Here is a 23,813-nt window from a genome sequence, read left to right on the forward strand (position 1 = left end):
TTACAGCGGTAAAATCAACACCTTGTCTTCATTAAAGAGCGGAATCAGTAAACGGTTACGTTTTGTATCGACATCCATATCGGCAGGGGAGTTAAGGAACTCGGCAATGGTCTCGTATTCGCCGTTTCTATAAACATCGATGGATGAGCTTTCCCAGCTGGACATAGCGAGGCTACCATCCTTTAACTTCACCAGACCGTCCAATCGCGCACCGTAGGGCTCAGGCATTTCCGTGATCTCGCCTTGCTCGTTCATCTTGACCATTTTCGCGCTGCTGAAAAAGACCACGTAAATATCGCCATTATCATTCAGAATGCCGTTCGGTCTGCCCATGTCGGGATCTTTCAGAATGGTTTCAATCTTGCCGTTTGTCCAAACTTTATAGATGGCATCGGTACCGGAAGATTCAAACCCCGGTTTCATGCCGGTATCGGTGACATAGACGGAGTCGCCATCGGCGGGGGTAATGCCGTTCAAAAAGCTGCTGCCCTTAACGTCAATCGAAGACAGCTGTTTGCCGCTTGGCAGTTCAAATACACGTATTTGAGTGATATCGGCGACAAAGAGTTTATTGCCTATAATCGTCATACCTTTAGGAGCGTGTAATTCAACGTTGCTATCTGCGCCATCAATCCATTTCAGGTCAACGACTTTACCGTCCGGACTCAGTTTTGAGATAAAACCGTTGTCGTCGGCATCGAATGGACTGCCGTTGATATTCGTGACCAGATATAGATCTTCGGCGGCATAATATTCGACCGATTCCGGCGTTGCAAAACCGACATCGCTTACCATGATTCTTGAGGTTTCCGGGTTTGCAGCGCTGTTCATAGACCACAGTGCGGTCAGTGAAGCGAAGAAAAACGTTTTAATACTTCGGGTAGATTTCATAATCAACTCCTGAAAAGGTGGATACTCTGGTTGGACACTGGTCGCAGTGTTTTGCCTGTTTATTGTAGCGCGCCTGATTGTCATTAGGGCTAACCGCAATGACCTGCTATTGTACGGGAAATGACTACGTAGTTTTACGATTTGCCTCTTAGCGAGAAAATGCTGTTGGGCCTAATCTGTCGTCTCAATTATCTTTGATTCGAAAATTTTCCGGATCGCAAAAACAAAAAAGCCGAGTCATTGCGGACTCGGCTTTTTTATCTGATTTTCAAGCTCGAAGTGCCGTTTGCACCGAGCGGAAAAAATCTTAGATTACGGTAATGTTTTCAGCTTGTGGGCCTTTTGGTCCTGGCTTAACAACAAATTCTACCGCCTGGCCTTCAGCCAAAGTTTTAAAACCTGAACTGACAATCGCGCTGAAGTGAGCGAAAACATCCGGGCCAGACTGCTGTTCGATAAATCCGAAACCTTTGGTTTCATTGAACCACTTAACGGTTCCTGTAACTGTATTAGACATAATAACATCCTAAAATTTTAATAAATAATGTTGCCTGCAATAGGCGTGACTTGCTAGAGATAAATACTGGTGGAACTTAGATACTGCAGGACGAGGTGTTACGGAAATAATACAGCGAAATGTAGAATGTAAATCTTTATAGAATTTTTCAAGCCCGTGAAGTATACGGGGGAATTCGTTAAATAGCCAGAAATAATGCAATTATTTGATAAAAAAGTGAAAAAATATCGAGTTCGATTGAACGCAGGCTGTTGCATGAGGCGTGATGGAAGCGGTTTTTGGGCGAGTTTGCGAATTCTAAGCGGCGGTATTCAAGCGCCTATTCACTTGTGCTTTTTTTTGCGCAGATAGGTCAACACAACCCCTTTAAAGGCCGGTGCGTCGTCATTGGGTTCCGGTTTGTATTGCTGGTGACTGAAACCCAGTTCGATCATTTTTTTGCTGAATTTGGCATGATTGCCGCGCCCGGGATCAACAATAATGACTTCGCATTCATCCTCGGCATGTTGCTCGATAAATTCCGAAAGCAGGGCAATATGATTCTGTTCGTACAGTAAATCGGAGCCGATAATCACATCAAAGGTGCCGAGCTGGTTATGCTGATCATGCCATCCGGTGCGCAGGAAAGGAATAGCCTTACCGTGGTTCAGATCGGTGTTTTTAGCCAAAAAGTTACCGGCTTCAGGGTGGTAATCTGTAGCAGTGATATCGGCATGACGCGCATTCAACAGCAAACTGGACAAACCGATGCCGCAGCCGACTTCGAGAATACGTTTGCCTTGAATATCAAAATCCTGCATTTTGTCGGCCAGTATTCGGCTCGATTCCCAAACGACTCCGAACAAAGACCACTGCGCATCGGAAATCCCCAGGGCTTCGGCTTCGCCGAAAGGATCGGAAAATTGGTTTTTATCGCGCAGACAGCGCAGATGGATATCAAATTCTTTGAATTCAATGGTTTGGTACAGAATACGAAATGGAAACATAGCGAGCAGCGCTCCAGAAATTGTTGACGGGTAATCGCAACAAGTCCGGCTAAAAATTCGCTACGTCGAATAAGTTACTATACGCGCAATTGGCTGTGGCTGCTGGTTTTAATAGGTTAATAGCCACTGACTCAGTGATGAATCGGGCCTCTCATCAAGACGAGAGGCATATGTTATTCGTGAATTACCAGACCAGATCGTCCGGAATCTCGAATTTGGCGTAGTAGTCTTCGTCTTCCTTGGAGAGTTTGGTTTCCAGGCTTTCGTTTTTAACGATCACGGATGCATCACGCTGCTCGATTTTTTCCTGCAGTTCGGCTTTGATCAGAGCGTAACCTTTGCCGAAACGGACGATCAGGATTTTTTCGCTGGCGAGTCCTTTTTGGGTTTTTTCATTTACATTCAGCGTTTTGACCGCTGTGCCGTCGGAAAAGTTATAAACGATATCGCCTTCGTAGCCTTTGAGCTGATTGCTTTGAATAATCTGTCTCAGTTCGGCTTGCTTGGCCTTCTCAGCCTGCTCCTGCTGGCGTTTCTGATTCAACTCGCGATCGCGTTGTGCTTTTTCTTCGGCCGCTTTGGCGGCGAGCAGAGCGGCTTCGTTCTGTGGATCGCCGTTTTGACCTTTTTTGCTCTTATTGGCTTTTTTCTGTTTGTTTTGCTGCTGCTTTTCACGTTGAACTTTTTTGGCTCTTTTATCATCGACTAAGCCGGATTTTTTCAGTTGGTCAAAGAGTGAACCCGCCATGACTGCATTCCCGAAGTTATTTTTAAAGGCGCTTATTTTACGCTAAATTCTGCGCAGCTTAAGGCTTGTTTACGCGGGCGTATGGAAAAGGTTTTGACTGGTGAAACGGGGGTGAATAAAGCGCAAGAGTGCTGCTTTGTAATTCGAGATTGAAAGACAGAGGACAGAAAATATCGAAACTGAGCAGAAGCGGCTAGCAGCGATTTGCTGCTTGGCCGCATGGATGACTAACTTTGCATAAACGGATAGTCGGTGTAGCCTTCCGCACCAGAGGTGTAGAAGGTGTCGGGATCCGGATTATTCAAAGCTGCCCCCGCCTGGACACGCGCCGGAAGATCCGGATTGGCCAGGAAGCCGGTTCCAAAGGCGACCGAGTCGGCCATGTTGTTGTCGATGGTCTGCGCTGCTTCTTCTGCGGAATAGCCCATATTGACCATCAGGTGGCCTTTATAGTGTTCGCGGGCGATAGGAATGACATCGGCTTTCTGTATGCCGAAAAAGTCGGCACGCATGACATGCAGATAAGCTAAATCAAATTGATTCAGGTGCTGTGACAAATAACGAATCCACGCTTCCGGATCGCTGTCTTGCATGCTATTGAAGCTGTTGAGCGGTGAAAGACGCAAGCCGACGCGTTCACCGCCGATCTCGTTGGTGACGGCGGTAAGGATTTCGCTCAAAAAGCGTGCGCGGTTTTCCAGAGAGCCGCCGTATTCATCGCTGCGCTGGTTGCAGCCGTCACGCAGAAACTGGTCGATAAGGTAACCGTTGGCTCCGTGTACTTCGACGCCGTCGAAACCGGCGGCAATGGCATTTGCGGCACCTTGGCGGAAATCGTCGACAATTGCCGCGATTTCTTCCTGCGTGAGTTCATGGGGAACTGTATAGGGTTTTTTGCCTTCCGGCGTATGGGTTTCGTCGTCAATGGCGACGGCGCTTGAACTGACCGCCTCTTTGCCGTTGTTGAGCAGAGGATGGGCGGCGCGGCCAGCATGCCAGATTTGCAGATAAATACGTCCGCCGGCATTATGCACGGAGTCGGTTACTTTCTTCCAGCCGTCGATCTGTTCCTGAGAATAGATGCCGGGATCGTTACCGAATGCCGACGTTTGCGGTGTGACCATACTGCATTCGGTAATGATTAATCCCGCGCTGGCGCGTTGAGTATAGTACTCGGCCATCAGCTCGTTGGGGATATGGTTTATCGCCCGGCAACGGGTAAGCGGAGCCATGACAAAGCGGTTGTCGAGAGTGAGGTTTCCTAGCTGTACAGGTTGAAAAAGTGTATCTGTCGACATGGTAACGTTCCTTCCTTATGGAAAAGTCCTGTGGATGTTGCTGCTGTAAAGTCAGTATTCGCTTGCCGGCTCACGGTCATACGGCGCACTCAATAATTTGAACCGAACAACTTGATGCGTAGGTGAGCGTGCATGATTGTGGAAGTCCGACTCTGGCAACGGGCTCGAATAAATCATTATATTCATTGTTGTCGATTGATTGGTTTTTTTGCGTAGCAATCTTGAAAACGGCGCTGCAAATAGACCTATATTCGAATTGACTCGATTGTAGTGCGCTTTGTTTTGTCTGATTCGATCCGATCGACTTATGCGATCTGAGGTGCCAGATCCGGTCTATAATCTTCGTTTATGAATCAGACTCTTAGGAAGAAAAATGCTGCAGATAGAAATTCCCGGTAATCAAACGCTGGCTTTGGCGCATCTGGTATTGGACTACAACGGGACAATTGCCTGTGACGGCGCCATCAAAAACGGTGTGATCGATAAATTGCGTGATCTTTCGCAGTATTTGCAGGTGCATGTTATTACCGCGGATACGCACGGCTCGGTGCATAAAGCCTGTGCGCAAACCTTTATCACCATTCATGTGATTGCCAAAAACGATCAGGATCGTCAGAAACTGGAATATATCAGACAACTGGGGGCGCAAAACTGTGTCGCCGCAGGAAACGGTGTTAACGATGCTTTGATGTTGCATGAGGCTGGTCTCGGGATTGCGGTGATGCAGGAAGAGGGCTGCGCAACCAAAACGCTGATGGCCAGCGATCTGCTTTTCGGTTCGATTGACGATTTGCTGGATTCTCTGCTGCAACCGAAACGACTGATCGCTTCGTTACGCAATGGATAACGGTTTAAGCAGGTGGGGTCTACTTGCGAGTGTCTGCTGTAAGCGCAGATCGGACTATGCTTGTTTGCTGATGTGAAACAGGTTCAGCGGCCGTGAGCGAATGCCCGGATACCCGCTGATTCCATTACTGAACAGTAAAATTTAAGTACTTGATTTAGTAGAGAGTAATTTTTATTTAATTCCTTATTTTGTCTTTTAACTACGTATTTATAGGTATATGATGGATATGCGCCTCCTGTAAATTACGGCTTCGCTGATGAAGCCGTATTTGTTGGAGATTCATAGGCCTTGCCTTAAAAGTTTTGTATGTATTTAACAAATTTGAGTCATGGCAAAGGAGTTAATCATGTTCAGCAAAACATTTCCCGTAACGGTTTTAATCAGTTTGTTGTTGCTATCGACCTCGGCGTTTGCCACCGAAGAGGTCAAAGTCAAAATTACCGACAAACTGGCGGAAATTCAGGTCGATCACAACGGCAAATCCGTCACCATCAAGCGTAATCAGGATCAAACCAATACCATTGATGAAGATTATGCGCTTACCTCCCGCGTCTGCCCGCCGTTTTGTCTGCAGCCGATCAAACTGCTTCCGGGCGTGCAAACCATCGGCGAGTTGGAAATGCTGGATTTCCTGAAGCGCAAGGCGAAGGGAGATCAATCTATTGTCATCATTGATTCGCGAACTCCGGACTGGGTAGCGAAAGGAACGATTCCGAGCGCGATCAATATTCCATGGACGAAACTGTTTCCGCAGTCTTCTTCCTACGAACCACTCGAGGTCGAGGATATTCTCACACTGAGATTCGGCGCGGTTGCAGTGGATGGTCTCTGGGATTTCTCGAATGCGAAAACGCTGGTGATGTACTGCAACGGTCCCTGGTGCGGACAGTCGCCGACTAATATCAAAGCGCTGGTGAATCTTGGCTATCCCGCGCACAAGATATTTTGGTATCGCGGCGGGATGCAGGCTTGGCATGCGGCCGGTTTGACGACCGTAACGCCTTAGCAGTCTGTTTTCGGACAGGAGTCGTAAAAATACACGACTTTAAGGCGTCTGAACAGGGCAACCGAAGCGGTCGGATTTTTGATCCGCTCCGGTGCCGGGACACTTGTCACGATAGTCCGGAACGCCATCCAGATCGGAATGCAGTGGACAGCCGTTTGCCGAAATTCCTTTGGACAGTTCCTGCGGCGTATTTTCCGGACAGTAATCCTTGCTGTTGACCACGCCATCCTGATCGTCATCCAATTCGCATCCTTCGGCATCAACCGGGTAGGCTTGAATGCCATCATCAAGCCGCTCAGGATTGATCACCATTCGGTAACGGAAGTCTTGGCTTACCTTTTTTAATTGTGCTGTATCGGGACACTTGTCCACCGCATCTTCGACACCGTCAAAATCGGCATCCGCCGCGAATGCGGCAAAGGAAATGGGTACGGAAGCTAGGATCGATAGAGATAAAATTAAACGAATTTTCACTGACAGTCGCCCCGGTTGTTATCGGCCAAGAATGGTGTCAACTTCATCCTGCGACAGGTATTGGGCTTGGTAATTGCCTTCGCCGATTACCGCTTCAATCTGTCCGACATAGGCGCGCAGATGGTATTCCGAACCATCGACAAGCGAGCTGTAGGCATTGATCAGAGCACTTTCATCGGTATATTCAAGACCGCAAACCTTAGGGTAATTGCTCTCGCGCATCACTTCCGGGCAGACAACGATATCGTTCATGTCCAATTCTTCGATAAAAGCGCCGACATAAAGTGCGCTCAGTTCGCTTTCCGTCGCTTTGGAGATCAGCGCGTCGAATTTTTCTGTGAAATACCAGCCCCATTCTTCACCGTAGAACTTGCCGATCTCTTCCGGTAGGTTATTGGCGTCCGGGTTCGGGTCGGTTAAGTTAAATTGCTCCAGTTTATCGCGCATGGTATCGGTATGGGTTTGTTCGGATTGCGTGGCGATCTGGTTGAAGACTGATTGTTCTGGATACATTTCGGCCAGTGTTAAATAAACATCGCGGGCCAGCTTTTCTTCCTCGCGCATAAAAGTCAGATGCGAAGCTTCCACTCTATCCAAGCCGGACGAAGTGGCGTTCTTGTCGGCATAGGCTTCCACGGAATTGAATGATAGTGCGGTAAGCAGGGCAGTGTATAAAACCTTTTTCATGATTTTTCTCTATTGTTTAGTGGCAAGTAATATCTATTTTTGTTTTTGCAGCAGTCTAGCAAAAGACATTAGAGGATTATGAAATTAGAGTGGGGAGTTGACTGAAGTCATGAACTTTTTTGCGGGAAGATCACAGAGGATTTTGCAGACGGTGTTTTATGGCCTTTTCTATTGATTAATGTACTGCACGTTGCCTGTTTGGCATTTCGAAAGGGGGTGCATCGCTAATCAGGCACCGACATTTGCGGCAAAGGGTTTAGAAAGTCGGTAGCGCAAAGGCAATTTTCTTAAAGCTGATGGTTAACGATGGCAAAAAAAAACGATCAAAAAGACCTTGTTCATGTTGCTAAGTCCCTTTGCTGGCAGGAAAAGAAAGAGGAGAAAGCTATAGGTAATGGGGTTTGATTATGCTTGTGAAATATCAGCACCGATTAGCGCATTTATGGTTAAATGCCTGCTGATTTTGTTGTTTTAGATGCATATGACTGAATTTGAATTGCAGATTTTAGGGACCGGCGCCGGCGCGTCTCAAGTTTATGACGGTTTGCCGAGTAGCAGCTTTATGCTGTTACAGAATGAAACGCCAGTTTGTCTGATCGATTTAGGGCTGGGCGTCGGGCACGAAGTCATCAAATCTTTTGGTGGTTTTCCTAAAGACATTATCGTTACCCATAACCATTCCGATCATGCCGGCGACCTGCCGGTTGTTTTGCGCGTCGAACAGGCAAAAGGAAGGAAATGCCGGGTAATCTGCCAACAGCAGATTGCCGAGCGTCTTCAACAGCACCGTCTGGCAGAACACCTTGAACGGATTGCTGCGAAGGATTTGGCCGAATGGCTGACGCCGCCGCAACAGGTACGCACGGCACTGAACGAATATTTCTCAATCGAATTTTTCCAGGGTCGGCATTCCGAGTTGAGTTTTGCCTTTATTCTCTATTATCAAGAGCGAGCATTATTGGCTTATACAGGCGATTCGACCTTGGAAAGCGAGTTGTATCGGACGCTAAGTCAGGCAGATACCTTTATCATCGACGCCCGTCCCGATTCAAACACCTGGCACGCCAGCTTCTCAGAAGTTGGGCCCTGGCTGAAACCGGGCTGCTATATTATCGGTCACGGACTAAATAATGAGCAGATTGAACACTACCCTCATCTGCCGCTGTTAAAGCAAGGTCAAAAGCTTTCACTGTCGCTTGGACAGTTATAATTACGAATATTACCGAATTTTAGTAAAAATTGCTTTTATTCAAATCCTTTTGAAGGATGCGTGATTTAGACGTTTAAAAATTTAAAAGAGTGATGCTGCGCATTATGAATTTATTTGAAAAAAATGATTATTTATATCCATTATTTATTGGGTTTGTTTTCTTTATTGCTAGTTTGCTAATCATGCATAACGGGCACTTTCATGAAGATGCGTATATATTATTCATTTATGTGGAAAATTTTGTTAATGGAAACGGGATTACCTATTTCCCCGGAGCCCCGCCGATTGAAGGGGCAACAGATTTTCTCTGGATGATCCTGATCTCCATACTCGTCTTTTTAGGAATTGATAGCGGCACAGCGGTCCTCATCCTCAATTCAGTCGGTGTGTTTATCGTATCCCTTTTGATATCCAAAATATTACTCGAATCGAAAGAAGAGAGTTTCAGGTTCAAGTTTTTCTACTTTGTTCTGCCTTTGCTATGGATTCCTCAGTCTTTTCTTTTGGCCGGTATCGGCGGTTTTAGTGTTTATCTTTATCTGGGTCTGATTTCTCTGGCGGTTTACTTTATTTATCATGGAGAGAAGTGCTATTTGATTCCTCTGGTAGGTATTGCACTGTCGCTATTCAGACCGGATGGAGTCATTCTGGCGATCGGTTTCTGGCTTGTCTCTTTGTATCTTTGTTCGCAAAACAAAGAGTTTAAGAAATTTGCCATTTATACCTTGATCGCTTTTGTTATCGGTGTCGTCTATTTTCTGTGGCGTTATAACTATTTTGGCAACCTGTTGCCTTTGCCGCTGTATGTGAAGAGCAGTGAGGGCGGCTTGGCCGGTCTGGGTAGGAACATGAAATGGATCAATCATGACTGGACATCCGTTTACCTTCTGGCGATTGTTTTTCTATCAATTGTTTTCAAAAAACTAAGAGTGGTCGCATTATATTCGGTACCGGCTGTTTTGCTTTATGTTGCTCTTATGTTTGCGACGCAGAGTCAGAATATAGGTTATCGGTTTCAGGCACCGTTGTTTATTATCAGTTTCTTGATCTTTGTGGTGCTTGTAGGGATCTATTTAAGAACGGAAAAGGACGTTAGATTTTCCAAGTTTTTAATTACCTTGCCTGTCATCGTTCTAACCGTTTCCTCTTATAAAAACGTATCCGATCTTTCCGAAATTACCGCGTTTAATTATATAAATGAGTTTCCTAAGAAAATAAATGAATTGATTTTGTCGTCCAACAATAACGACGTCACGATTGCTTTGACCGAAGCGGGGCGGCTGGCGTACTGGAATCAATCAGCAAAAATAAAAATCATCGATCTGGTCGGTTTGAACACGCCTTACACGGCAAAAAATCAGCTTTCAATCGAATATATGGAATCGATCTCTCCAGATATCATTATGTTTCATCATGCAAGAACCATTGATATCGGAAACAAAGATAAAGTCAATTCTAACCATTTGGTATTAAGCGATCGGGCCAGCTTTGATCCTGCCGGTTTTAAAAATCCGAAGCGGGTCGATAAAGTCATTGTTGCTGCAAATGTGGCATCCGAATATTTATTCCAGCATTTTGATCGCTATGATGTTATCGCAGTCGATTATCGTGAGGATGGCGGTTTCTATCATATCTATGCATTAAAGAAAAAACTGGGCATAAAGGCAGGGTTTTTAGCCGCTCTGGATGATGTTTTTTTGCAAAGACGCGATCTTTCGTATTACCAAATGAAATGATTCTCTTGAGGGAAGTCTGGAATTGATCTATTTCAGAGCGTCGCACGTAAGCATTATGCTCAGCTGGAATTTGTACGGCATACGGGACCAAGATTGAGAGTGCTGTAACAGAGGCTTAGTCTGGCAGGAAAGAGCGATGATTTAAGCGGAACAGCGCAATAGCAGATTAGGAATGCTTAAAAGATCGCATTAGTATTTGCCGTTAAGAGACGTCCGCAAAAGCTTTCACTGTCGTTTACAGTCGTTTAAGAAGGTTTATATGAATATTGCCGAGCTGGTTAAAAGGTTGATTCAACTGATCTATTACTTTTCGCCCTATTTCTGGGTTGACCGCTACTACAAACTCCGCGAACTGGATTTTGCAGCGGATTCGCATGAATGGCAGGCTCTTCGCAACCGGCGTTTGTTCCTGTCCGAGTTTTACATTGTCGGCTGGCTGGTGCTGTCATTTGCTTTAATGCTGGTTTCCGTTTTTTATCCTCTGACACTCTGGCTTATTCCATTTCTGTTTTTGCGCATTGTCGGTATCGTTAATAAAGAACTTGGGGTGATTCTCTTCGGGGTATGCAAAATTACCGAAGGGACGGCAGTTTCCGCGACCGGCAGGGTTATCGTTCTGGCAATGGTCAACTATCTGACCGCGATGTTTCTGTTTGCAACCATTTATCAGATCAATGGTTTTTTCGAAGAAGTTCCGGCCTATCTTGTTCAGGCGATGCCGCTTGGCGGTATCATTCAGGCCTTGCAGATTCACTTTACTATGAGCGGGGCTTTTGCGCCGGCCGATCTGTTTACCTGGGCGATTACCGTCTCGCAAGGCGTCTTCTGTTTTATGTTCGGAACGATTGTGATTTCGTTATTTGTCTCCTTGCTGAATGTAAAACCCTTAAACAAATAAAGCATTTTGGTGAATAATAGCCCTGTTCATCCATCGTTCCATTTATAAAAATATGTGGATATGGATGCTGACTGGAATCAAAGGAATCGATATGTTTAAAAGCAGACCATTTATTTATGCCCTTTTTGCCGTGACGGCATTTGCCGGAGCAAACGCCGCTACTGCCGCTGATATTGCCTCGGTGAACGGTAAGAATATTACCGAGCAGGATTATGAACTGTTCGTTCAGGAAAACAAGAAGCCTCAGTCCGCCAGTATCGACCGTCAGCAGGTAATTGATGAGTTGATTAACCGTGAATTGATTTTTCAGGATGCGATGAGTAACGGGCTTGATAAAAACCCTGAATTGCTTAAAAAACTGGAAATGATCAAGTTGAATCTGCTGATTGGTGCGGCGCTTGAGAAAGCGGTAGATACCCCGGAAATTACTGACAGCGATTTAAAAAAACTGTACACAGAAAAGCTCGCCAACTTTGCTCAGAGAGAATACAAAGCACGGCATATTCTTGTAAATAGCAAGGCGGAAGCCGAAGCGGTGATTCGCGAGCTGGATAAGGGAGCGGATTTTGCCGAGCTGGCGAAAAGCAAGTCGGTTGGTCCGACGGGCAAAAAAGGCGGAGAGCTGGGGTGGTTTGCACCAAACCAGATGGTAGCGGAATTCAGTACAGCTGTGACTGCTATGAATAAAAATCAATATACGAAAGAGCCGGTGCAGACGCAGTTCGGCTATCATGTGATTTTGCTTGAAGATAGCCGCGAGGCAAAAGCGCCCAGTTTCGATTCGGTAAAAGCACAACTGAAACAGTTGCTTCGGCAGCAACGTGCCACTGCCTATCTGGAGTCGTTAAGAAAAAAAGCGAACATTACGGTTAAGTAATTAACTGTTCTGCGGTTGCGGGCTTCTACGCTGATAGCGTATTGAATCTAAGTCTGCTTCCGATTCCGTTCCAGTCCAGTTTGAACACTATTTATGCAGCCTGTGAATAGAGTCTGGGAGTTTTTAATCCGGCTTGGGAGGGAACGGAGTTACCCGCCAAGCCGTTTGGTAAGGATTATTCTTTTTCTCGATATTTCAATTCTTTATGCAAGTGACGGTGTTGCCTGTCGCGCTGGAGTTTCATTTCCCGTTCATATTTACTCTGTTCTTTATCCAGACCACCTCGTGCATCCGGCGCTTCGGCCATAGCCGTTTGGCTTAACATCATTGCTGAACCTAAAATCAAAGCTAACTTACGCATTATTGAATTCCTCCTAGGGTGTGTGCCAAGCCATCTTAGCAAGGCGGTAAGGGCTTCTAAAAGAGGTAACTACTGACTAAAACTCTAAGAAAGTCTGACAAGAGTGTGTGTGGTGAATAAGTATTAAGACGAGTGCTTTCTTTCGTTGTTTGATGTCGCTAAAATCGAATTGATTATGTCTTTCAAGGAAATAACGATGGCGACCACACAGATCTGTTTTATTTCTCATGGCGGCGGCCCATTGCCGCTTCTGGATCCTCAGGATAATCGCGAGATGATCGAGACGCTGTTGCAGATAAGTGCTGAAATACGCCGTCCTAAGGCGATTCTGGTCATCAGTGCTCACTGGGAAGAAGCGGTTCCGACACTGATTTCTGGAGAGCAGCCCGGTTTGATTTATGACTATTCAGGGTTCCCGCCAGAGGCCTATCAAATTCAATATCCCTGTTCGGGTGATCCTGAATTGGCCGACAGGGTTTATCAGGCGCTTGCCGACAGCGGAATTGATGCTGTTAAGGATCGTGATCGTGGTTTTGATCACGGCCTGTATGTGCCTCTGAAGATAATGTACCCGGAGGCGGATATCCCGTGTGTCGAACTATCGATGTTGAGAAACCTGGATCCTGAACAGCATATACGCCTCGGTGAGGCGCTGGCGGCGTTGAACGATCCGGACTTGCTGATTCTTGGCTCCGGTTTTTCGTTTCATAATATGCGTGCATTCTTTAGTCACCCAAGTGCAGTTGAAGTGCAGCAGAATGTGGATTTTGAGGATTGGCTGCAAGAGACTTGCTGTGATGTTTCGCTGGACGAAGAGCAGCGGCGATCGCGTCTGGTGAATTGGCTACAGCAGTCACCTGCGGCACGTTATAATCATCCGCGGGAAGAACATCTGTTGCCATTGCATGTCTGTTACGGAGCGGCGCAAAGTGCGTGCAGGAAATCCTATCGTCTGGAAATTCTTGGAAAACAGACCAGCATGTACCTCTGGTAGTATATTCTCTTCAAATCCATCCCGACTTTATCTGAGTGATCGTGTTTTTATCTTTTAGCGTTCACTCGGATAGGTTTCTTGTTTGCTATCCATACCGCTTTGAACGGATAATCAATGCGGCTTGCTTTTCGGTTCTCTGTCAGTGTTACAAACTTTATCGATTTTATTACCTGTTTTTGCGTTAATTGCCGCCGGCTTTGCAAGCCGAAAACTGAATCTGTTAGGCCCGAATTCGGCGAGTGAATTAAGCCGTTTTGTCATTTGGCTGGCTCTGCCGGCTCTTTTGTTTGACATTATGGCCCATACCTCTTGGCAGAATTTATGGCATGTCGAATTTATCATCGCTTATCTGATCGGAACTCTGGGCGTTTTCTTGGCTGTTATTCTGTGGCGGCGCTGGCAGGGAGCGCCTTTGACCTGTGCCAGTATTGACGGTGTTGCCGGAGCCTATTCCAATACCGGCTATGTCGGTTTCCCGTTGTTGTTTCTGATTTTCGGTGCATCCAGCCAAGTGCCGACGATTATTGCGACCATTATTGTGGTCTGTATTCTGTTTGCGCTGGCTTTGGTTCTGATCGAGAGTGATTTAAAAGCGGATACGATTTTGCCGGTGCGCATTGTTCATGCACTGATCGCGGTATTGAAGAATCCGTTGGTATTTGCCCCGGTTTTCGGTTTTCTGTTTTCTTTGACCGGCTGGAGTTTACCGCAAGGGGGCGAAACCTTTTTGGATCTGCTCGGGGCCGCGGCCAGTCCGGCTGCTTTGATCAGTTTAGGCCTGTTTTTGGCCGATGCGATGCAAAGAAGCGCTCAATCCAGTCGAGCAGTGCGTCGGATCGCCTGGCAGCTGACGTTTTTGAAATTAATTGTTCAACCCTTGATTGTTGCCTGGCTGGTTCTGGGCGTTTTCGAGATGGATGTCGAATGGGCTTATATGGCAATTTTACTGGCGGCGCTGCCGACCGGGACTGGACCTTATATGCTTGCCGAATTCTATAAACGCGACGCCTTGATTACGGCGCAAACGATTCTGTTTACAACCGTTCTGTCGCTGTTCAGTCTGACAATCATACTGCTGTTAATGGGCCATCAACCGCCAAGCCTCGCATAATTCCCGGGTCAAGCACTTTGCGGCGGATTTCTTTGACACGATACGTATTTATCATTAGTTTTATTTCCGCCCCATAAAAAGTTTGAATTATCTTCAATGCTTACTATCCGCTAACAATAAAGCATGGTTTAACAACTACTTAGCGTTTTACCTGATGATTATTGGCAAGTAAGTATGGGAGAGATGAATGAAGGATTTTCCGGCACATTTAAAAGAATTAAATACCTGGATGGAAAAGTTGGGTGCTGCATCACCAAAGGTGATGCAGGGATTTGGCGCTTTGCATGCGGCAAGTCTTAAATCCGGGGCTTTGGATACGAAAACTAAAGAACTGATCGCGTTGGGGATTGCAATTACCGTGCGCTGTGATGGCTGTATTTCATTTCATGTGCATGATGCGATGCAGGCCGGCGCCAGTGAAAAAGAGGTGGCGGAAACGGTTTCGGTTGCGATTCTGATGGGGGGCGGTCCGTCGGTAGTGTACGGTATTGAGGCGATGCAGGCTTTCAGCCAGTATCAGGAACAGGGACTGTAATGATTTAAGATAAGGTAGTTTCGGATCTATCCGCTATCCAAATAAAAACCCGCGTGTGAGGACGCGGGTTTTTATTTTCGGCGATCGCTTGATCAGCTGTGCCAGATATCCTTGGTAATAGATTGATACCAGCTTCTGGCGTAGTCGGCTTCCATTTTTCGCTCTTGATGAGACGCACCGGCTTTACTGACGCCACCGGCACCTGGAATTCCGCTCAGACGGCCGTCTTTGTTTTCATAAACGCCTACGACACTGATGCCGTAATCGCCGGCAACCAGACTGTAGCAGGTGTTGACATTACGGGTCGGCGGCATTGGCAGATTGTTCAGGCTCGAAACAACCGCTGCGGCGCACATTTTGCCCTGACTGGACGCGGAGTGTCCGGATTTCGGCATGGCTCCGGCAATGCTGGCGTCACCAACCACATAAACGTCTTTGTGGATTTTCGATTCAAACGTATCCTGATCGACCGGACACCAGCCGGAGTCGTCTGTCAGCCCTGCGGTAAAGGCAATTTTTCCAGCTTTTTGCGCTGGAATGACATTGATCACATCGGCACTGACTTCATCGAAATCGCTGTAAACGGTTTTGCTGGCAACATCAATTTTGGTAACGGTTGCACCGTCCTGCGCGCCGTACCATTCAATCATCTGACCGTAAACATCGCGCCAGCCTTCACCGAATAGCGCCTGTTTGGAGAATTTCGTCTTCGGATCAAGCACCATAATGGTTGCGGTCGGATTATGTTTCTTAAAATATTCGGCAATCATCGAAACACGCTCGTAAGGGCCCGGTGAGCAACGATATGGGTTTGGTGGCGCAACCATCAGAAAACGACCGCCTTGCGGCATTTCCTGAATCTGTTTGGCAAGCAGCTCGGTCTGCGGACCGGCTTTCCAGGCATGAGGGAAAATTTCAGCCACTTCTTCAGAGTAGCCTTCGATCGCGTCATAGATGAAATCGATTCCCGGAGAGACGACCAAGCGGTCGTATTCCAGCACTTCGCCGTTGTCCAGGGTTACGGTTTTCGCCGCAGCATCAACACCGGTTGCCATCTGATGAAGAACTTTGACACCGTGCTTGGTTTTCAAGGTTTCATAGTCGTGTGTCAGGTAATCAATATCGACCAGACCAGCCAGATACCAGTTTGAACCCGGGCAGGTTATATAAGTGGTTTTCGGTTCGATCAAGGTGACCTCGGTCGAGGAATCGAAACGTTTGATGTATTTGGCAACCGTTGATCCACCGAAACCGCCGCCGATGATAAGAACGCGTTTACCGTTAGCTTGCGACTTATCGTTGCTTGAACAGGCTTGTAAGCCGAATGTTGAAGAGGCAATTCCCGCTGCGGCTAAAGCCTTTACTAAAGTTCTTCTTTGTAGTTTTTGCATGTTGCTTCCTCCGTTACGGTTTCAGGGTGGCAAGATAGTCGGCAATCGCTTCAAGTTCAGCATCGGAGTAACCTTTAACGTGGCGATCCATTATGGTCGACGGACGTTTACCCGACTTGAAGTCCTTCAGTTGTTGAAGCATCAGATCGCGCGGATATCCGGCCAGAGGCGGAATGGCGCCTCCAGTGTGTTGACCTTCCGGTCCATGGCATTGGAAACAGGTGGTGGCAAAGGCTTCACCCATGGAAATTGCTTGAACAGGCTCGGCAGCAGCGAGGCTTGGCAGCAGCGAAAGATTACCGGCGAGCAGAGTGCTCGCAGCTAACGCAGGAATTCTCTTCAACATAATGGTTTTCCTTTGTGGATCCTTGGTTTGTATTTTGTACCCGGCCATGCTCTATCCGGTTTTAAACCGTGACAGGCAGATGGCAATATAAATTATTAATATGTATGCATAAGCAGTAGTAGGGTATTTTGCGGTTATGCTATTTGTTAGATGATAATAATTTTCTATATAAGGTTATAAGAATTAGTAATAGCGTGTTTATGGCGTGATTTTGCGAATTTGAGAAATGAAATGGATAAAAAAGTACTCTTAATAACGGTGAATCTGTTACAAAAGATAAAAAGTATTAATTTAATGATTAAAAAAATGAATTGCACGGGGTGATGATGTTTGGCAAAAACGAAATTTAAAGTGCTTATCTTAAGCGCTACAGAATAAACGCAACCTTAAGATTTATCCGATCAGTCGCTTTGCGTTAAGCAAAAGGTGAATGGGATAGATGGTTTCGGGGCGCTATCCATGCTAGTAATCAAGGCAGGAATTTTCGCGGATGATTCTGCAATCGGTCCGGCGAACGCATGTTGAAACGGATACTCAGCGCGCCATAAATCCTTTTCTGTTCGGGTGCTTTTCTCTTCTCCTATCTCATGGTGTCGATTATGATAATGGCCTTCAATCGAGAAAAGAATATGCAACAAGGGAGTGATTTTATGAATATTGCAGAGGTTGCCAAAACCCGTTATGCCACTAAAAAGTTCGATGCCGATAAGCGGATTCCGGATGAAGTCTTTGCGCAAATCAAAGAGTTATTGCGCTTTAGCCCCTCAAGCGTCAATTCTCAGCCATGGCATTTTGTCATCGCCGACTCGGCTGAAGCGAAACAACGTCTGGCCAAAGGAACACAAGGGCAATATGGCGCCAATGAATCCAAGGTATTGGATGCATCGCATGTGATTCTGCTTTGCGCCAAAACGCAGATCGATGATGATTATGTACGTCATCTGATGTCGGTCGAAGAACAAGATGGCCGTTTTGCCGATGAAGCCGCGAAAGACGGCGCCTATAAAGTCCGTTCATTCTATGTCAATATGCACCGACTGGAATTGCAGGATACGCAATGCTGGATGCAAAAGCAGGTGTATCTGAATATGGGGACGATTTTATTGGGTGCCGGGGTACTGGGCGTGGATGCAGTTCCGATTGAAGGGGTGGATACTGATATTCTGAATGCGGAATTCGACCTGCCAAGTCGCGGGTACAGTGCACTGGCACTGATTGCTCTGGGTTATCGGGATGAGCAGGATTTTAACGCTAGCTTGCCAAAGTCGAGACTGAGCGAAGATGAGATTATGACTTTTATTTAGTCAGACGAGATGGTGGCAGCCTGTGTCCGTTTAAACACGTGCGGCTACTTCTCATCTTATGGATTCTTTTTAAAAGCCTGACTCTTCAGGCTTTTTTATTGATCCCGCTTTTAGCAGTATGCAGGAAATACCGCTTTCTCTGATCGGTATACCTGTGTTACCAGTATATGCCGCTTGCGCCAATGAGGACTTCCAGCGTGCCGAGCGTTAGGTTGATCGCGATAATCGGACGCATCTGCTTTTGCATAATCGCTCCGGCATCAGGAAAGCGCTGCTCTTGAACGGCTTTTTTGAAAGCCTGGAAAGGTTTGAAATACAGCCAGCTGAAAAAGGCGATCATTAACCAGCCTAGCCATTGCATGATTTCAATATACAGAGTGGATGTTTCCGCTGCGAAACGGGCTGACCAATCCCAATAACCGGTGATGACGATCAGAAAAATAGCCAGCCAGACCCATTTAAAGAAGCGACTGAACACGCCTAGCCAGAGGGTTAATCTATACGGCGGGTCAATTTCCATTGCCGCAGGGCGCAGTACGCGATAGGCTAAAAACATCCCGCCGACCCAAACGACGGCAGCGAGCATATGGACGGCGATCATAGTCACATCAATTATATTCATAAGTCTTCCTAAGTTGGTTTAGATGCTGATTTCGTAAGTAATCGATTTATTTTATCTCTTGGCATAATCTATCATCTCAAACGAAAATACGGCATTTTTTTCCGCTGCAGAAAACTTTCTTACTCTTAATAACAACAGGGTTTCGGCAATAAATTGCGAAACCGTCCTGTAAATCAAAGTAAATAATTGGATTTCATAGAAATTTTTTAGGTGAGCTGTATAATTTCCTAGCAAAATTTTAGGTTTGAATTTTCTGTTTTATGAAGCGTGCAATCCCTTGTCGATACGCGGCGTCTTAAGTCTCAGATGAATACAGATCTTGCGACGGTTGGATTTTTCCAATTCCGTCTCTTAAGTTAGTTTCTCAGGTTCCTGATTTTGTTCAAGCTTATGTTACGTATTCTGTCTTTTGTTTTTTTGGGGTTGCTCTCGCTGGTGTGGCAGACAACGGCCATGGCAGAGGAAAAACCGGCAAAGAGTTTTGATAAGGTTGTACTGCAGTTGAAGTGGCTGCACCAGTTCCAGTTTGCCGGCTATTATGCTGCGCAGAAAAAAGGCTATTTTGCCGAGCAGGGACTGGATGTCGAAATTCGCGAAAGGGATCTGTCGAAAAATAATATTCAACAAGTGTTGAGCGGCGAAGCGCAATACGGGATTGCCGATTCGATTCTGATGCTTTATCAGGCGAAAGGCGATCCTCTGGTTATAGTGACGCCGGTTTTTCAGCATTCGCCGCAAACCCTGATTACACTCAAATCTTCCGGAATCGACAGCCCATATCAGCTTGGGGGCAAAAGTGTCGCTTTCTATCAGAAAGATACCGACGGATTTGCGGTACTGGCGATGGCGAAGCATTTAGGCATCGAGCTGAATCTGCAGCGGCTACATCATAAAACCGATCCGGGCGTTCTGGTTCGCGGTGAAGTGGATGTTTATGCCGGCTATCTGACAAATGAACCTTATTATCTCTATCAGCAGGGGATTGAGGTTAACCTCATCAAGCCGATGAATTACGGGATCGATCTCTACGGAGATATGCTTTTCACCTCTCGAAAAGAACTTCAGGAGCATCCGGAAAGAGTTGCGGCGATGCGCAAAGCGGTCATCAAAGGGTGGCAATACGCTCTGCAGAATAAGCGTGAGATCGCCCAGTATATTCTTGACACTTACCAGCCGAAAAACAAAACTTTGGATCACCTGATTTTCGAAGCCAAGGCGATCGAAGAGATGATGGCGGTCAACAGCACTCCGATCGGAACCATGGATCGCGGGCGGCTTGAATTTACCAAGAAGCTGTTTCATAAACACAATCTGGTGCAGAACGACTGGGATCTTTCCGAAGGCATTTATCAGCCGCAGATCAGCAAGCTGAGCTTTACTGCGCAGGAAGAAGCCTGGATCAAGGCTCATCCGGTATTGAAACTTGGTATCGATCCGGAGTGGTTTCCGATCGATTTTGTCGATGAGAACGGTCAGTTCAGCGGGATCTCATCGGAGCTGTTCCACTATATCGAAGATAAAACCGGTCTGAAATTCGAGGTTAGCCCGAAATACACTTGGGCGCAGACAATCGATATGATCAAAAATAAGCACTTGGATTTACTCTCGGCTCTGACGATTACCGAAGAACGCAAGACTTACCTGAAATTTACCCGTCCTTACCTGAACTTTCCAACCGTGGTCGCGACTCGAACCGGTACGCCTTATTTATCCAACCTTAAAACCCTGGATAGCATGAAACTGGCTGTGGTCAGAGGTTATGCGGCTCAGGAGTTTATCGAATTGAATTTTCCGGCGGCACAACTGCTTCTGGTTGATTCGCCGTTAGAAGGCTTAAAATCTGTTTCCAAAGGCGATGTTGACGGTTATGTCGATAATGTCGCCGTTATCGGGCATTACATCCGTACCAGCGGCTTAGCTAATCTCCAAGTCGGCGGGGAATTGCCGTTCAGTAAAGCGATTTCAATCGGCGTCCGCAATGATTGGCCGGAATTGCAGGGAATTCTGGATAAGGTGCTGGCGCAGTTGAATCCTAAGGAACTGAGTGAAATGCAGAACCGTTATCTGATGGTGCAATACCAGAGTTCATTTGACTGGAAGACGCTTCTGAGTCTGTTGATCCCACTACTGATAATTATCGCTGTGATTGCTTTCTATACGCTGCAATTGCGCAAAGCGCGGCAGGATTTGCAGGAAAAGAACCAGATACTGCACAAACTTTCTTCTACCGACTATCTGACCGGTGTCTACAACCGTTCATATATTGATAAGCGACTGCTTTCCGAGATTGCGCGTGCAAAACGTTATCATACCCCCTTAAGCATTCTGCTGTTTGATCTGGACCACTTTAAAGCGATCAATGATACCTACGGTCACGATATGGGTGACGAAGTGCTACAGACCTTTACCGAGGTGATTACAAGCAGTATTCGGGAGATTGATGTCTTCGGTCGCTGGGGTGGTGAAGAGTTTCTGCTGATTTCGCCGAATACCGACATCGAGCAGGCCTATTTTCTGGCGGAAAGGATCCGCCATGAAGTCAATAATGTGCATTTCAGACAGAAAATCCGTCTGGCTTCCAGTATCGGCGTGGCCCAGCTTAGAGTGGACGAAAATCTGAGCGAAATTATTAAGCGTGCCGACGAAGCGGTGTACAGCGCCAAGGAGCAGGGGCGGGATCAGACAGTGATTGCCAAATAGTTATTGCGCTTGAGCAGTCACGCGATAGGAGTCGTACGAAAATTCTCGCTTTGTGCGGCTATGAGCCGTAGCTGTCTTGAACAGTGGGATTGGTAATGAGTAGATGAGCTGATCCGATCCGAGTTACTGAGTATGCTTGTGTATTGCACGAAACCGTTTTATCACCTTATTCGGCAGCGAGTTCTGCATGCTGTTTGAGCTGAGGGTAATGGCTGTAACTGCCGTTGGAAACTTGGAGGGTAAAATCGACAGGATGCCTGCCGCCATCAGAAAAGCGGCAGGTGAGAAGTGATCACAATCAGTGCGTTTTGAACTGCTGCACCAGTTGTTGAAGTTCGGCGGCGTGTGCGCTGACTTTTTGACAGGCGTCGGCGGTATGATCGGCACCGTCGGCAACATTATGACTGACCTGTTGAATTTCCAGCATATTGGCCTTAACAAATTCCGACTGCTGTTTCTGCTGCTCTGCAGAGGCTTCGATTTTCAAATTTTTCTGAGTAATGGTTTTGACCGCTTCGGCAATCATAGAAAGCGCTTTTCCGGCGTTATTGGCCTGAGTAACGCTGTTCAGTGCCTGTTTCTGCCCGTTTTGCATAACCTGAACCGCTTCGTCGGCGACGCTCTGTAGCTGTTCGATAATCGATTCGATCTGTACCGCGGAAGCCTGGGTTTTTGCCGCCAGTTCACGTACTTCGTCGGCAACGACGGCAAAGCCGCGACCGTGTTCACCGGCACGTGCCGCTTCGATGGCCGCATTCAGGGCCAGCAGGTTGGTCTGTTCCGAGATGTCTTTGATGACGGAAAGAACCGAAGTTACGTTTTCGCTGTCGGTTTTCAGGTTACGGATTACAGTCGCCGTTTGCTCCACTTCCTGAGCCAGAATCTGAATCGAATCGATTGCCTGGTTGACAACCTGCGAACCGGAGTCGGTAGCTTTTTCAGCCTGCTGAGCGGCAGCGGTTGCCGCCAGTGTATTGTTCGACATCTCGGCGGCAATTTCTGTCATATTGGTAATCGACTCGGCAACTTTTTCCGTTCCGGATTTCTGCGCATTGACCCCTTCGTGGGTGTTTTTGGAGACTGTCATCATCCCCTCGGAGGCCTGATTCAGCTCGTCGGTTACCTGTTTGATGCGGTTGACCATACGACTGAGATTCTCGGCCATCAGGTTGAAACTGTTGGCCATATCGCCGATAAAGTCATGGCTTTTCAGGCTGCATTTCAGGGAAATATCATTTTGACTGATGGCGTTCGCCACTTCGCCGATGCGCATCATGCGTTTAAGCAGGCGCTCTTTAAGAAGCCAGTAGTTGAAGATACCGATGGATATCCCGGCCAGAATACAAGCGATAACGAACCAGATCAGCATGCCTTCTTTGAAGTTGACAAACAGACTGGCGAACAGCGGGAAAACTACGCCCATGCCAAGCCCCGCACCGATATAGGTGAGGAACATATTGCGTAGAATACTGGGTTGACTGAAATTAAACGAGACCATAATTCCTATCTTCTATTTTTATGACTGTCGGAGTTGAACAGTCTCAAAGCACGAAGTAAGCCAAATTTAGGATGGGGGCGGTCGGTCTGAGACAAAATAGCGGGAATTGTTTATTCTGCACGCTGTTTAGGTGTTTGCAGGCGCCGTTAGCGATTAATTACGCCATACCAGAATTCGGTTGTTTTGCGGCATTTCGATGTCCTTCAACAGTTTCAGTCCGGATTGTTCGGCTAGACGGTTACACCATTCGAAATCCTTGATGCCGCTTGCAGGATTGCGTTCCTTAAGCCATTGATCAAAGCGTGCGTTACTTTCGCTGGTATAGTCCCCGTTATAGTTGAACGGGCCGTAAATCATTACGATTGCATTAGGATTCAATACCTTGGGAAGATGTTTGAAAAAATCCTCGACATGATTTCGACCCATAATATGGAAGCTGTTGGCACTAAAAACCGCATCGAAGGTTGTGTCCGGCCAATGAAGCTCCTCGGAGACGTTGAGACAGATTGGCGCGGAGACGTTTTGCAGACCGGCTTCCTCAAGCCATTGGTTGATGCCAACATGACATTCCATCAGATCGGAGGTCTGCCATTTCAGATGCGGCAACTGAGCGGCAAAATAGACCGCATGCTGTCCCGTGCCGCTGGCAATTTCCAGTACCGAATGGCAATCTCGCAGTAATTTCCCAATTGCTTGCAGGATAACCTGTTTGTTTTCTTCGCTGGATTGGGCGAAGGGTTTCTGGCGCGGGTCTGGCATGTTCATTCGTTACCAAC

24 protein-coding genes are annotated in these 23,813 nt (G+C 46.8%); 11 read left to right on the top strand and 13 right to left on the bottom strand.

What is annotated here, in order from left to right:
* The 5 genes from J3999_RS07635 to J3999_RS07655 all read right to left on the bottom strand — a co-directional run bounded on the left by J3999_RS07635 (position 1) and on the right by J3999_RS07655 (position 4,440).
* The gene (locus J3999_RS07635; protein ID WP_208127312.1) at positions 1 to 891 is read right to left on the bottom strand and encodes an SMP-30/gluconolactonase/LRE family protein; all 891 of its coding nucleotides are present in this window, start codon (positions 889 to 891) and stop codon (positions 1 to 3) included.
* Between the two features lie 307 nt (positions 892 to 1,198).
* Positions 1,199 to 1,408 (bottom strand): cold-shock protein, encoded by a 210-nt coding sequence (locus tag J3999_RS07640; RefSeq protein WP_208127313.1) that lies wholly within the window; start codon positions 1,406 to 1,408, stop codon positions 1,199 to 1,201.
* A gap of 323 nt (positions 1,409 to 1,731) precedes the next feature.
* Positions 1,732 to 2,394 (bottom strand): methyltransferase, encoded by a 663-nt coding sequence (locus J3999_RS07645; protein WP_208127314.1) that lies wholly within the window; start codon positions 2,392 to 2,394, stop codon positions 1,732 to 1,734.
* A gap of 184 nt (positions 2,395 to 2,578) precedes the next feature.
* A complete protein-coding gene (locus J3999_RS07650) occupies positions 2,579 to 3,142 on the bottom strand; it encodes a DUF2058 domain-containing protein (RefSeq protein WP_208127315.1) in 564 nt (187 codons plus the stop codon).
* Between the two features lie 227 nt (positions 3,143 to 3,369).
* A complete protein-coding gene (locus tag J3999_RS07655; protein ID WP_208127316.1) occupies positions 3,370 to 4,440 on the bottom strand; it encodes an alkene reductase in 1,071 nt (356 codons plus the stop codon).
* A 373-nt stretch (positions 4,441 to 4,813) separates the two neighbouring features.
* On the opposite strand from J3999_RS07655, the gene J3999_RS07660 reads away from it, so the two are divergent.
* The gene (locus tag J3999_RS07660) at positions 4,814 to 5,287 is read left to right on the top strand and encodes an HAD family hydrolase (RefSeq protein WP_208127317.1); all 474 of its coding nucleotides are present in this window, start codon (positions 4,814 to 4,816) and stop codon (positions 5,285 to 5,287) included.
* Between the two features lie 346 nt (positions 5,288 to 5,633).
* The gene (locus J3999_RS07665; RefSeq protein ID WP_208127318.1) at positions 5,634 to 6,293 is read left to right on the top strand and encodes a rhodanese-like domain-containing protein; all 660 of its coding nucleotides are present in this window, start codon (positions 5,634 to 5,636) and stop codon (positions 6,291 to 6,293) included.
* Positions 6,294 to 6,332: 39 nt separating this feature from the next.
* Here J3999_RS07665 and J3999_RS12040 read toward each other — a convergent pair whose 3' ends face one another.
* Both J3999_RS12040 and J3999_RS07675 read right to left on the bottom strand, forming a co-directional pair.
* The gene (locus J3999_RS12040) at positions 6,333 to 6,767 is read right to left on the bottom strand and encodes a thrombospondin type 3 repeat-containing protein (RefSeq protein ID WP_208127319.1); all 435 of its coding nucleotides are present in this window, start codon (positions 6,765 to 6,767) and stop codon (positions 6,333 to 6,335) included.
* Between the two features lie 18 nt (positions 6,768 to 6,785).
* On the bottom strand, positions 6,786 to 7,454 hold the full coding sequence (locus J3999_RS07675) for a DUF2202 domain-containing protein (RefSeq protein ID WP_208127320.1): 669 nt from the start codon (positions 7,452 to 7,454) through the stop codon (positions 6,786 to 6,788).
* A 481-nt stretch (positions 7,455 to 7,935) separates the two neighbouring features.
* On the opposite strand from J3999_RS07675, the gene J3999_RS07680 reads away from it, so the two are divergent.
* The 4 genes from J3999_RS07680 (at position 7,936) to J3999_RS07695 (ending at position 12,175) form a co-directional block, all read left to right on the top strand.
* Positions 7,936 to 8,664, top strand: a complete 729-nt coding sequence (locus J3999_RS07680) for an MBL fold metallo-hydrolase (RefSeq protein ID WP_208127321.1) — start codon at positions 7,936 to 7,938, stop codon at positions 8,662 to 8,664.
* Between the two features lie 104 nt (positions 8,665 to 8,768).
* Positions 8,769 to 10,400: a hypothetical protein gene (locus J3999_RS07685; protein WP_208127322.1), complete on the top strand. Its 1,632-nt coding sequence runs from the start codon at positions 8,769 to 8,771 to the stop codon at positions 10,398 to 10,400.
* A gap of 259 nt (positions 10,401 to 10,659) precedes the next feature.
* A complete protein-coding gene (locus J3999_RS07690; protein ID WP_208127323.1) occupies positions 10,660 to 11,298 on the top strand; it encodes a hypothetical protein in 639 nt (212 codons plus the stop codon).
* Between the two features lie 91 nt (positions 11,299 to 11,389).
* Complete coding sequence (locus J3999_RS07695) at positions 11,390 to 12,175, top strand: peptidyl-prolyl cis-trans isomerase (protein ID WP_243755378.1); 786 nt, start codon at positions 11,390 to 11,392, stop codon at positions 12,173 to 12,175.
* A 175-nt stretch (positions 12,176 to 12,350) separates the two neighbouring features.
* Here J3999_RS07695 and J3999_RS07700 read toward each other — a convergent pair whose 3' ends face one another.
* Positions 12,351 to 12,536 carry a hypothetical protein gene (locus J3999_RS07700; RefSeq protein WP_208127324.1) on the bottom strand — a complete coding sequence of 62 codons (186 nt, stop codon included), beginning with the start codon at positions 12,534 to 12,536 and terminating at the stop codon, positions 12,351 to 12,353.
* Positions 12,537 to 12,732: 196 nt separating this feature from the next.
* On the opposite strand from J3999_RS07700, the gene J3999_RS07705 reads away from it, so the two are divergent.
* The 3 genes from J3999_RS07705 (at position 12,733) to J3999_RS07715 (ending at position 15,176) form a co-directional block, all read left to right on the top strand.
* Positions 12,733 to 13,530, top strand: coding sequence for a class III extradiol ring-cleavage dioxygenase (locus tag J3999_RS07705; protein WP_208127325.1), 798 nt, complete (start codon positions 12,733 to 12,735; stop codon positions 13,528 to 13,530).
* 142 nt (positions 13,531 to 13,672) lie between these two features.
* On the top strand, positions 13,673 to 14,641 hold the full coding sequence (locus tag J3999_RS07710) for an AEC family transporter (RefSeq protein ID WP_208127326.1): 969 nt from the start codon (positions 13,673 to 13,675) through the stop codon (positions 14,639 to 14,641).
* A gap of 187 nt (positions 14,642 to 14,828) precedes the next feature.
* Complete coding sequence (locus tag J3999_RS07715) at positions 14,829 to 15,176, top strand: carboxymuconolactone decarboxylase family protein (RefSeq protein ID WP_208127327.1); 348 nt, start codon at positions 14,829 to 14,831, stop codon at positions 15,174 to 15,176.
* A 92-nt stretch (positions 15,177 to 15,268) separates the two neighbouring features.
* Here J3999_RS07715 and J3999_RS07720 read toward each other — a convergent pair whose 3' ends face one another.
* Together J3999_RS07720 and J3999_RS07725 are read right to left on the bottom strand one after the other, a co-directional pair.
* Entirely contained in the window at positions 15,269 to 16,567 is a 1,299-nt protein-coding gene (locus tag J3999_RS07720; protein ID WP_208127328.1) for an FAD/NAD(P)-binding oxidoreductase, read from the bottom strand.
* Positions 16,568 to 16,580: 13 nt separating this feature from the next.
* Complete coding sequence (locus J3999_RS07725) at positions 16,581 to 16,913, bottom strand: c-type cytochrome (RefSeq protein ID WP_208127329.1); 333 nt, start codon at positions 16,911 to 16,913, stop codon at positions 16,581 to 16,583.
* A 650-nt stretch (positions 16,914 to 17,563) separates the two neighbouring features.
* Between J3999_RS07725 and nfsB the strand changes: the two genes are divergently transcribed.
* Positions 17,564 to 18,217 (top strand): oxygen-insensitive NAD(P)H nitroreductase, encoded by a 654-nt coding sequence (nfsB, locus tag J3999_RS07730; RefSeq protein WP_208127330.1) that lies wholly within the window; start codon positions 17,564 to 17,566, stop codon positions 18,215 to 18,217.
* Between the two features lie 157 nt (positions 18,218 to 18,374).
* Here nfsB and J3999_RS07735 read toward each other — a convergent pair whose 3' ends face one another.
* Positions 18,375 to 18,839, bottom strand: coding sequence for a CopD family protein (locus tag J3999_RS07735; RefSeq protein ID WP_208127331.1), 465 nt, complete (start codon positions 18,837 to 18,839; stop codon positions 18,375 to 18,377).
* 378 nt (positions 18,840 to 19,217) lie between these two features.
* On the opposite strand from J3999_RS07735, the gene J3999_RS07740 reads away from it, so the two are divergent.
* A complete protein-coding gene (locus J3999_RS07740) occupies positions 19,218 to 21,539 on the top strand; it encodes a diguanylate cyclase (protein WP_208127332.1) in 2,322 nt (773 codons plus the stop codon).
* 298 nt (positions 21,540 to 21,837) lie between these two features.
* Here J3999_RS07740 and J3999_RS07745 read toward each other — a convergent pair whose 3' ends face one another.
* A complete protein-coding gene (locus J3999_RS07745; RefSeq protein ID WP_208127333.1) occupies positions 21,838 to 23,037 on the bottom strand; it encodes a methyl-accepting chemotaxis protein in 1,200 nt (399 codons plus the stop codon).
* 153 nt (positions 23,038 to 23,190) lie between these two features.
* Positions 23,191 to 23,802 (bottom strand): DUF938 domain-containing protein, encoded by a 612-nt coding sequence (locus tag J3999_RS07750; RefSeq protein WP_208127334.1) that lies wholly within the window; start codon positions 23,800 to 23,802, stop codon positions 23,191 to 23,193.
* Positions 23,803 to 23,813: the final 11 nt, after the last annotated feature.

It is taken from the genome of Thiomicrorhabdus sp. 6S3-12 (assembly GCF_017571475.1).
GTDB lineage: Bacteria > Pseudomonadota > Gammaproteobacteria > Thiomicrospirales > Thiomicrospiraceae > Thiomicrorhabdus.

Bases quoted from the DNA above. Each gene is read 5' to 3' on its own strand.
- J3999_RS07635 (WP_208127312.1), bottom strand. From the start codon at position 891: ATGAAATCTACCCGAAGTATTAAAACGTTTTTCTTCGCTTCACTGACC.
- J3999_RS07640 (WP_208127313.1), bottom strand. From the start codon at position 1,408: ATGTCTAATACAGTTACAGGAACCGTTAAGTGGTTCAATGAAACCAAA.
- J3999_RS07645 (WP_208127314.1), bottom strand. From the start codon at position 2,394: ATGTTTCCATTTCGTATTCTGTACCAAACCATTGAATTCAAAGAATTT.
- J3999_RS07650 (WP_208127315.1), bottom strand. From the start codon at position 3,142: ATGGCGGGTTCACTCTTTGACCAACTGAAAAAATCCGGCTTAGTCGAT.
- J3999_RS07655 (WP_208127316.1), bottom strand. From the start codon at position 4,440: ATGTCGACAGATACACTTTTTCAACCTGTACAGCTAGGAAACCTCACT.
- J3999_RS07660 (WP_208127317.1), top strand. From the start codon at position 4,814: ATGCTGCAGATAGAAATTCCCGGTAATCAAACGCTGGCTTTGGCGCAT.
- J3999_RS07665 (WP_208127318.1), top strand. From the start codon at position 5,634: ATGTTCAGCAAAACATTTCCCGTAACGGTTTTAATCAGTTTGTTGTTG.
- J3999_RS07675 (WP_208127320.1), bottom strand. From the start codon at position 7,454: ATGAAAAAGGTTTTATACACTGCCCTGCTTACCGCACTATCATTCAAT.
- J3999_RS07680 (WP_208127321.1), top strand. From the start codon at position 7,936: ATGACTGAATTTGAATTGCAGATTTTAGGGACCGGCGCCGGCGCGTCT.
- J3999_RS07685 (WP_208127322.1), top strand. From the start codon at position 8,769: ATGAATTTATTTGAAAAAAATGATTATTTATATCCATTATTTATTGGG.
- J3999_RS07690 (WP_208127323.1), top strand. From the start codon at position 10,660: ATGAATATTGCCGAGCTGGTTAAAAGGTTGATTCAACTGATCTATTAC.
- J3999_RS07695 (WP_243755378.1), top strand. From the start codon at position 11,390: ATGTTTAAAAGCAGACCATTTATTTATGCCCTTTTTGCCGTGACGGCA.
- J3999_RS07700 (WP_208127324.1), bottom strand. From the start codon at position 12,536: ATGCGTAAGTTAGCTTTGATTTTAGGTTCAGCAATGATGTTAAGCCAA.
- J3999_RS07705 (WP_208127325.1), top strand. From the start codon at position 12,733: ATGGCGACCACACAGATCTGTTTTATTTCTCATGGCGGCGGCCCATTG.
- J3999_RS07715 (WP_208127327.1), top strand. From the start codon at position 14,829: ATGAAGGATTTTCCGGCACATTTAAAAGAATTAAATACCTGGATGGAA.
- J3999_RS07720 (WP_208127328.1), bottom strand. From the start codon at position 16,567: ATGCAAAAACTACAAAGAAGAACTTTAGTAAAGGCTTTAGCCGCAGCG.
- J3999_RS07725 (WP_208127329.1), bottom strand. From the start codon at position 16,913: ATGTTGAAGAGAATTCCTGCGTTAGCTGCGAGCACTCTGCTCGCCGGT.
- nfsB (WP_208127330.1), top strand. From the start codon at position 17,564: ATGAATATTGCAGAGGTTGCCAAAACCCGTTATGCCACTAAAAAGTTC.
- J3999_RS07735 (WP_208127331.1), bottom strand. From the start codon at position 18,839: ATGAATATAATTGATGTGACTATGATCGCCGTCCATATGCTCGCTGCC.
- J3999_RS07745 (WP_208127333.1), bottom strand. From the start codon at position 23,037: ATGGTCTCGTTTAATTTCAGTCAACCCAGTATTCTACGCAATATGTTC.
- J3999_RS07750 (WP_208127334.1), bottom strand. From the start codon at position 23,802: ATGAACATGCCAGACCCGCGCCAGAAACCCTTCGCCCAATCCAGCGAA.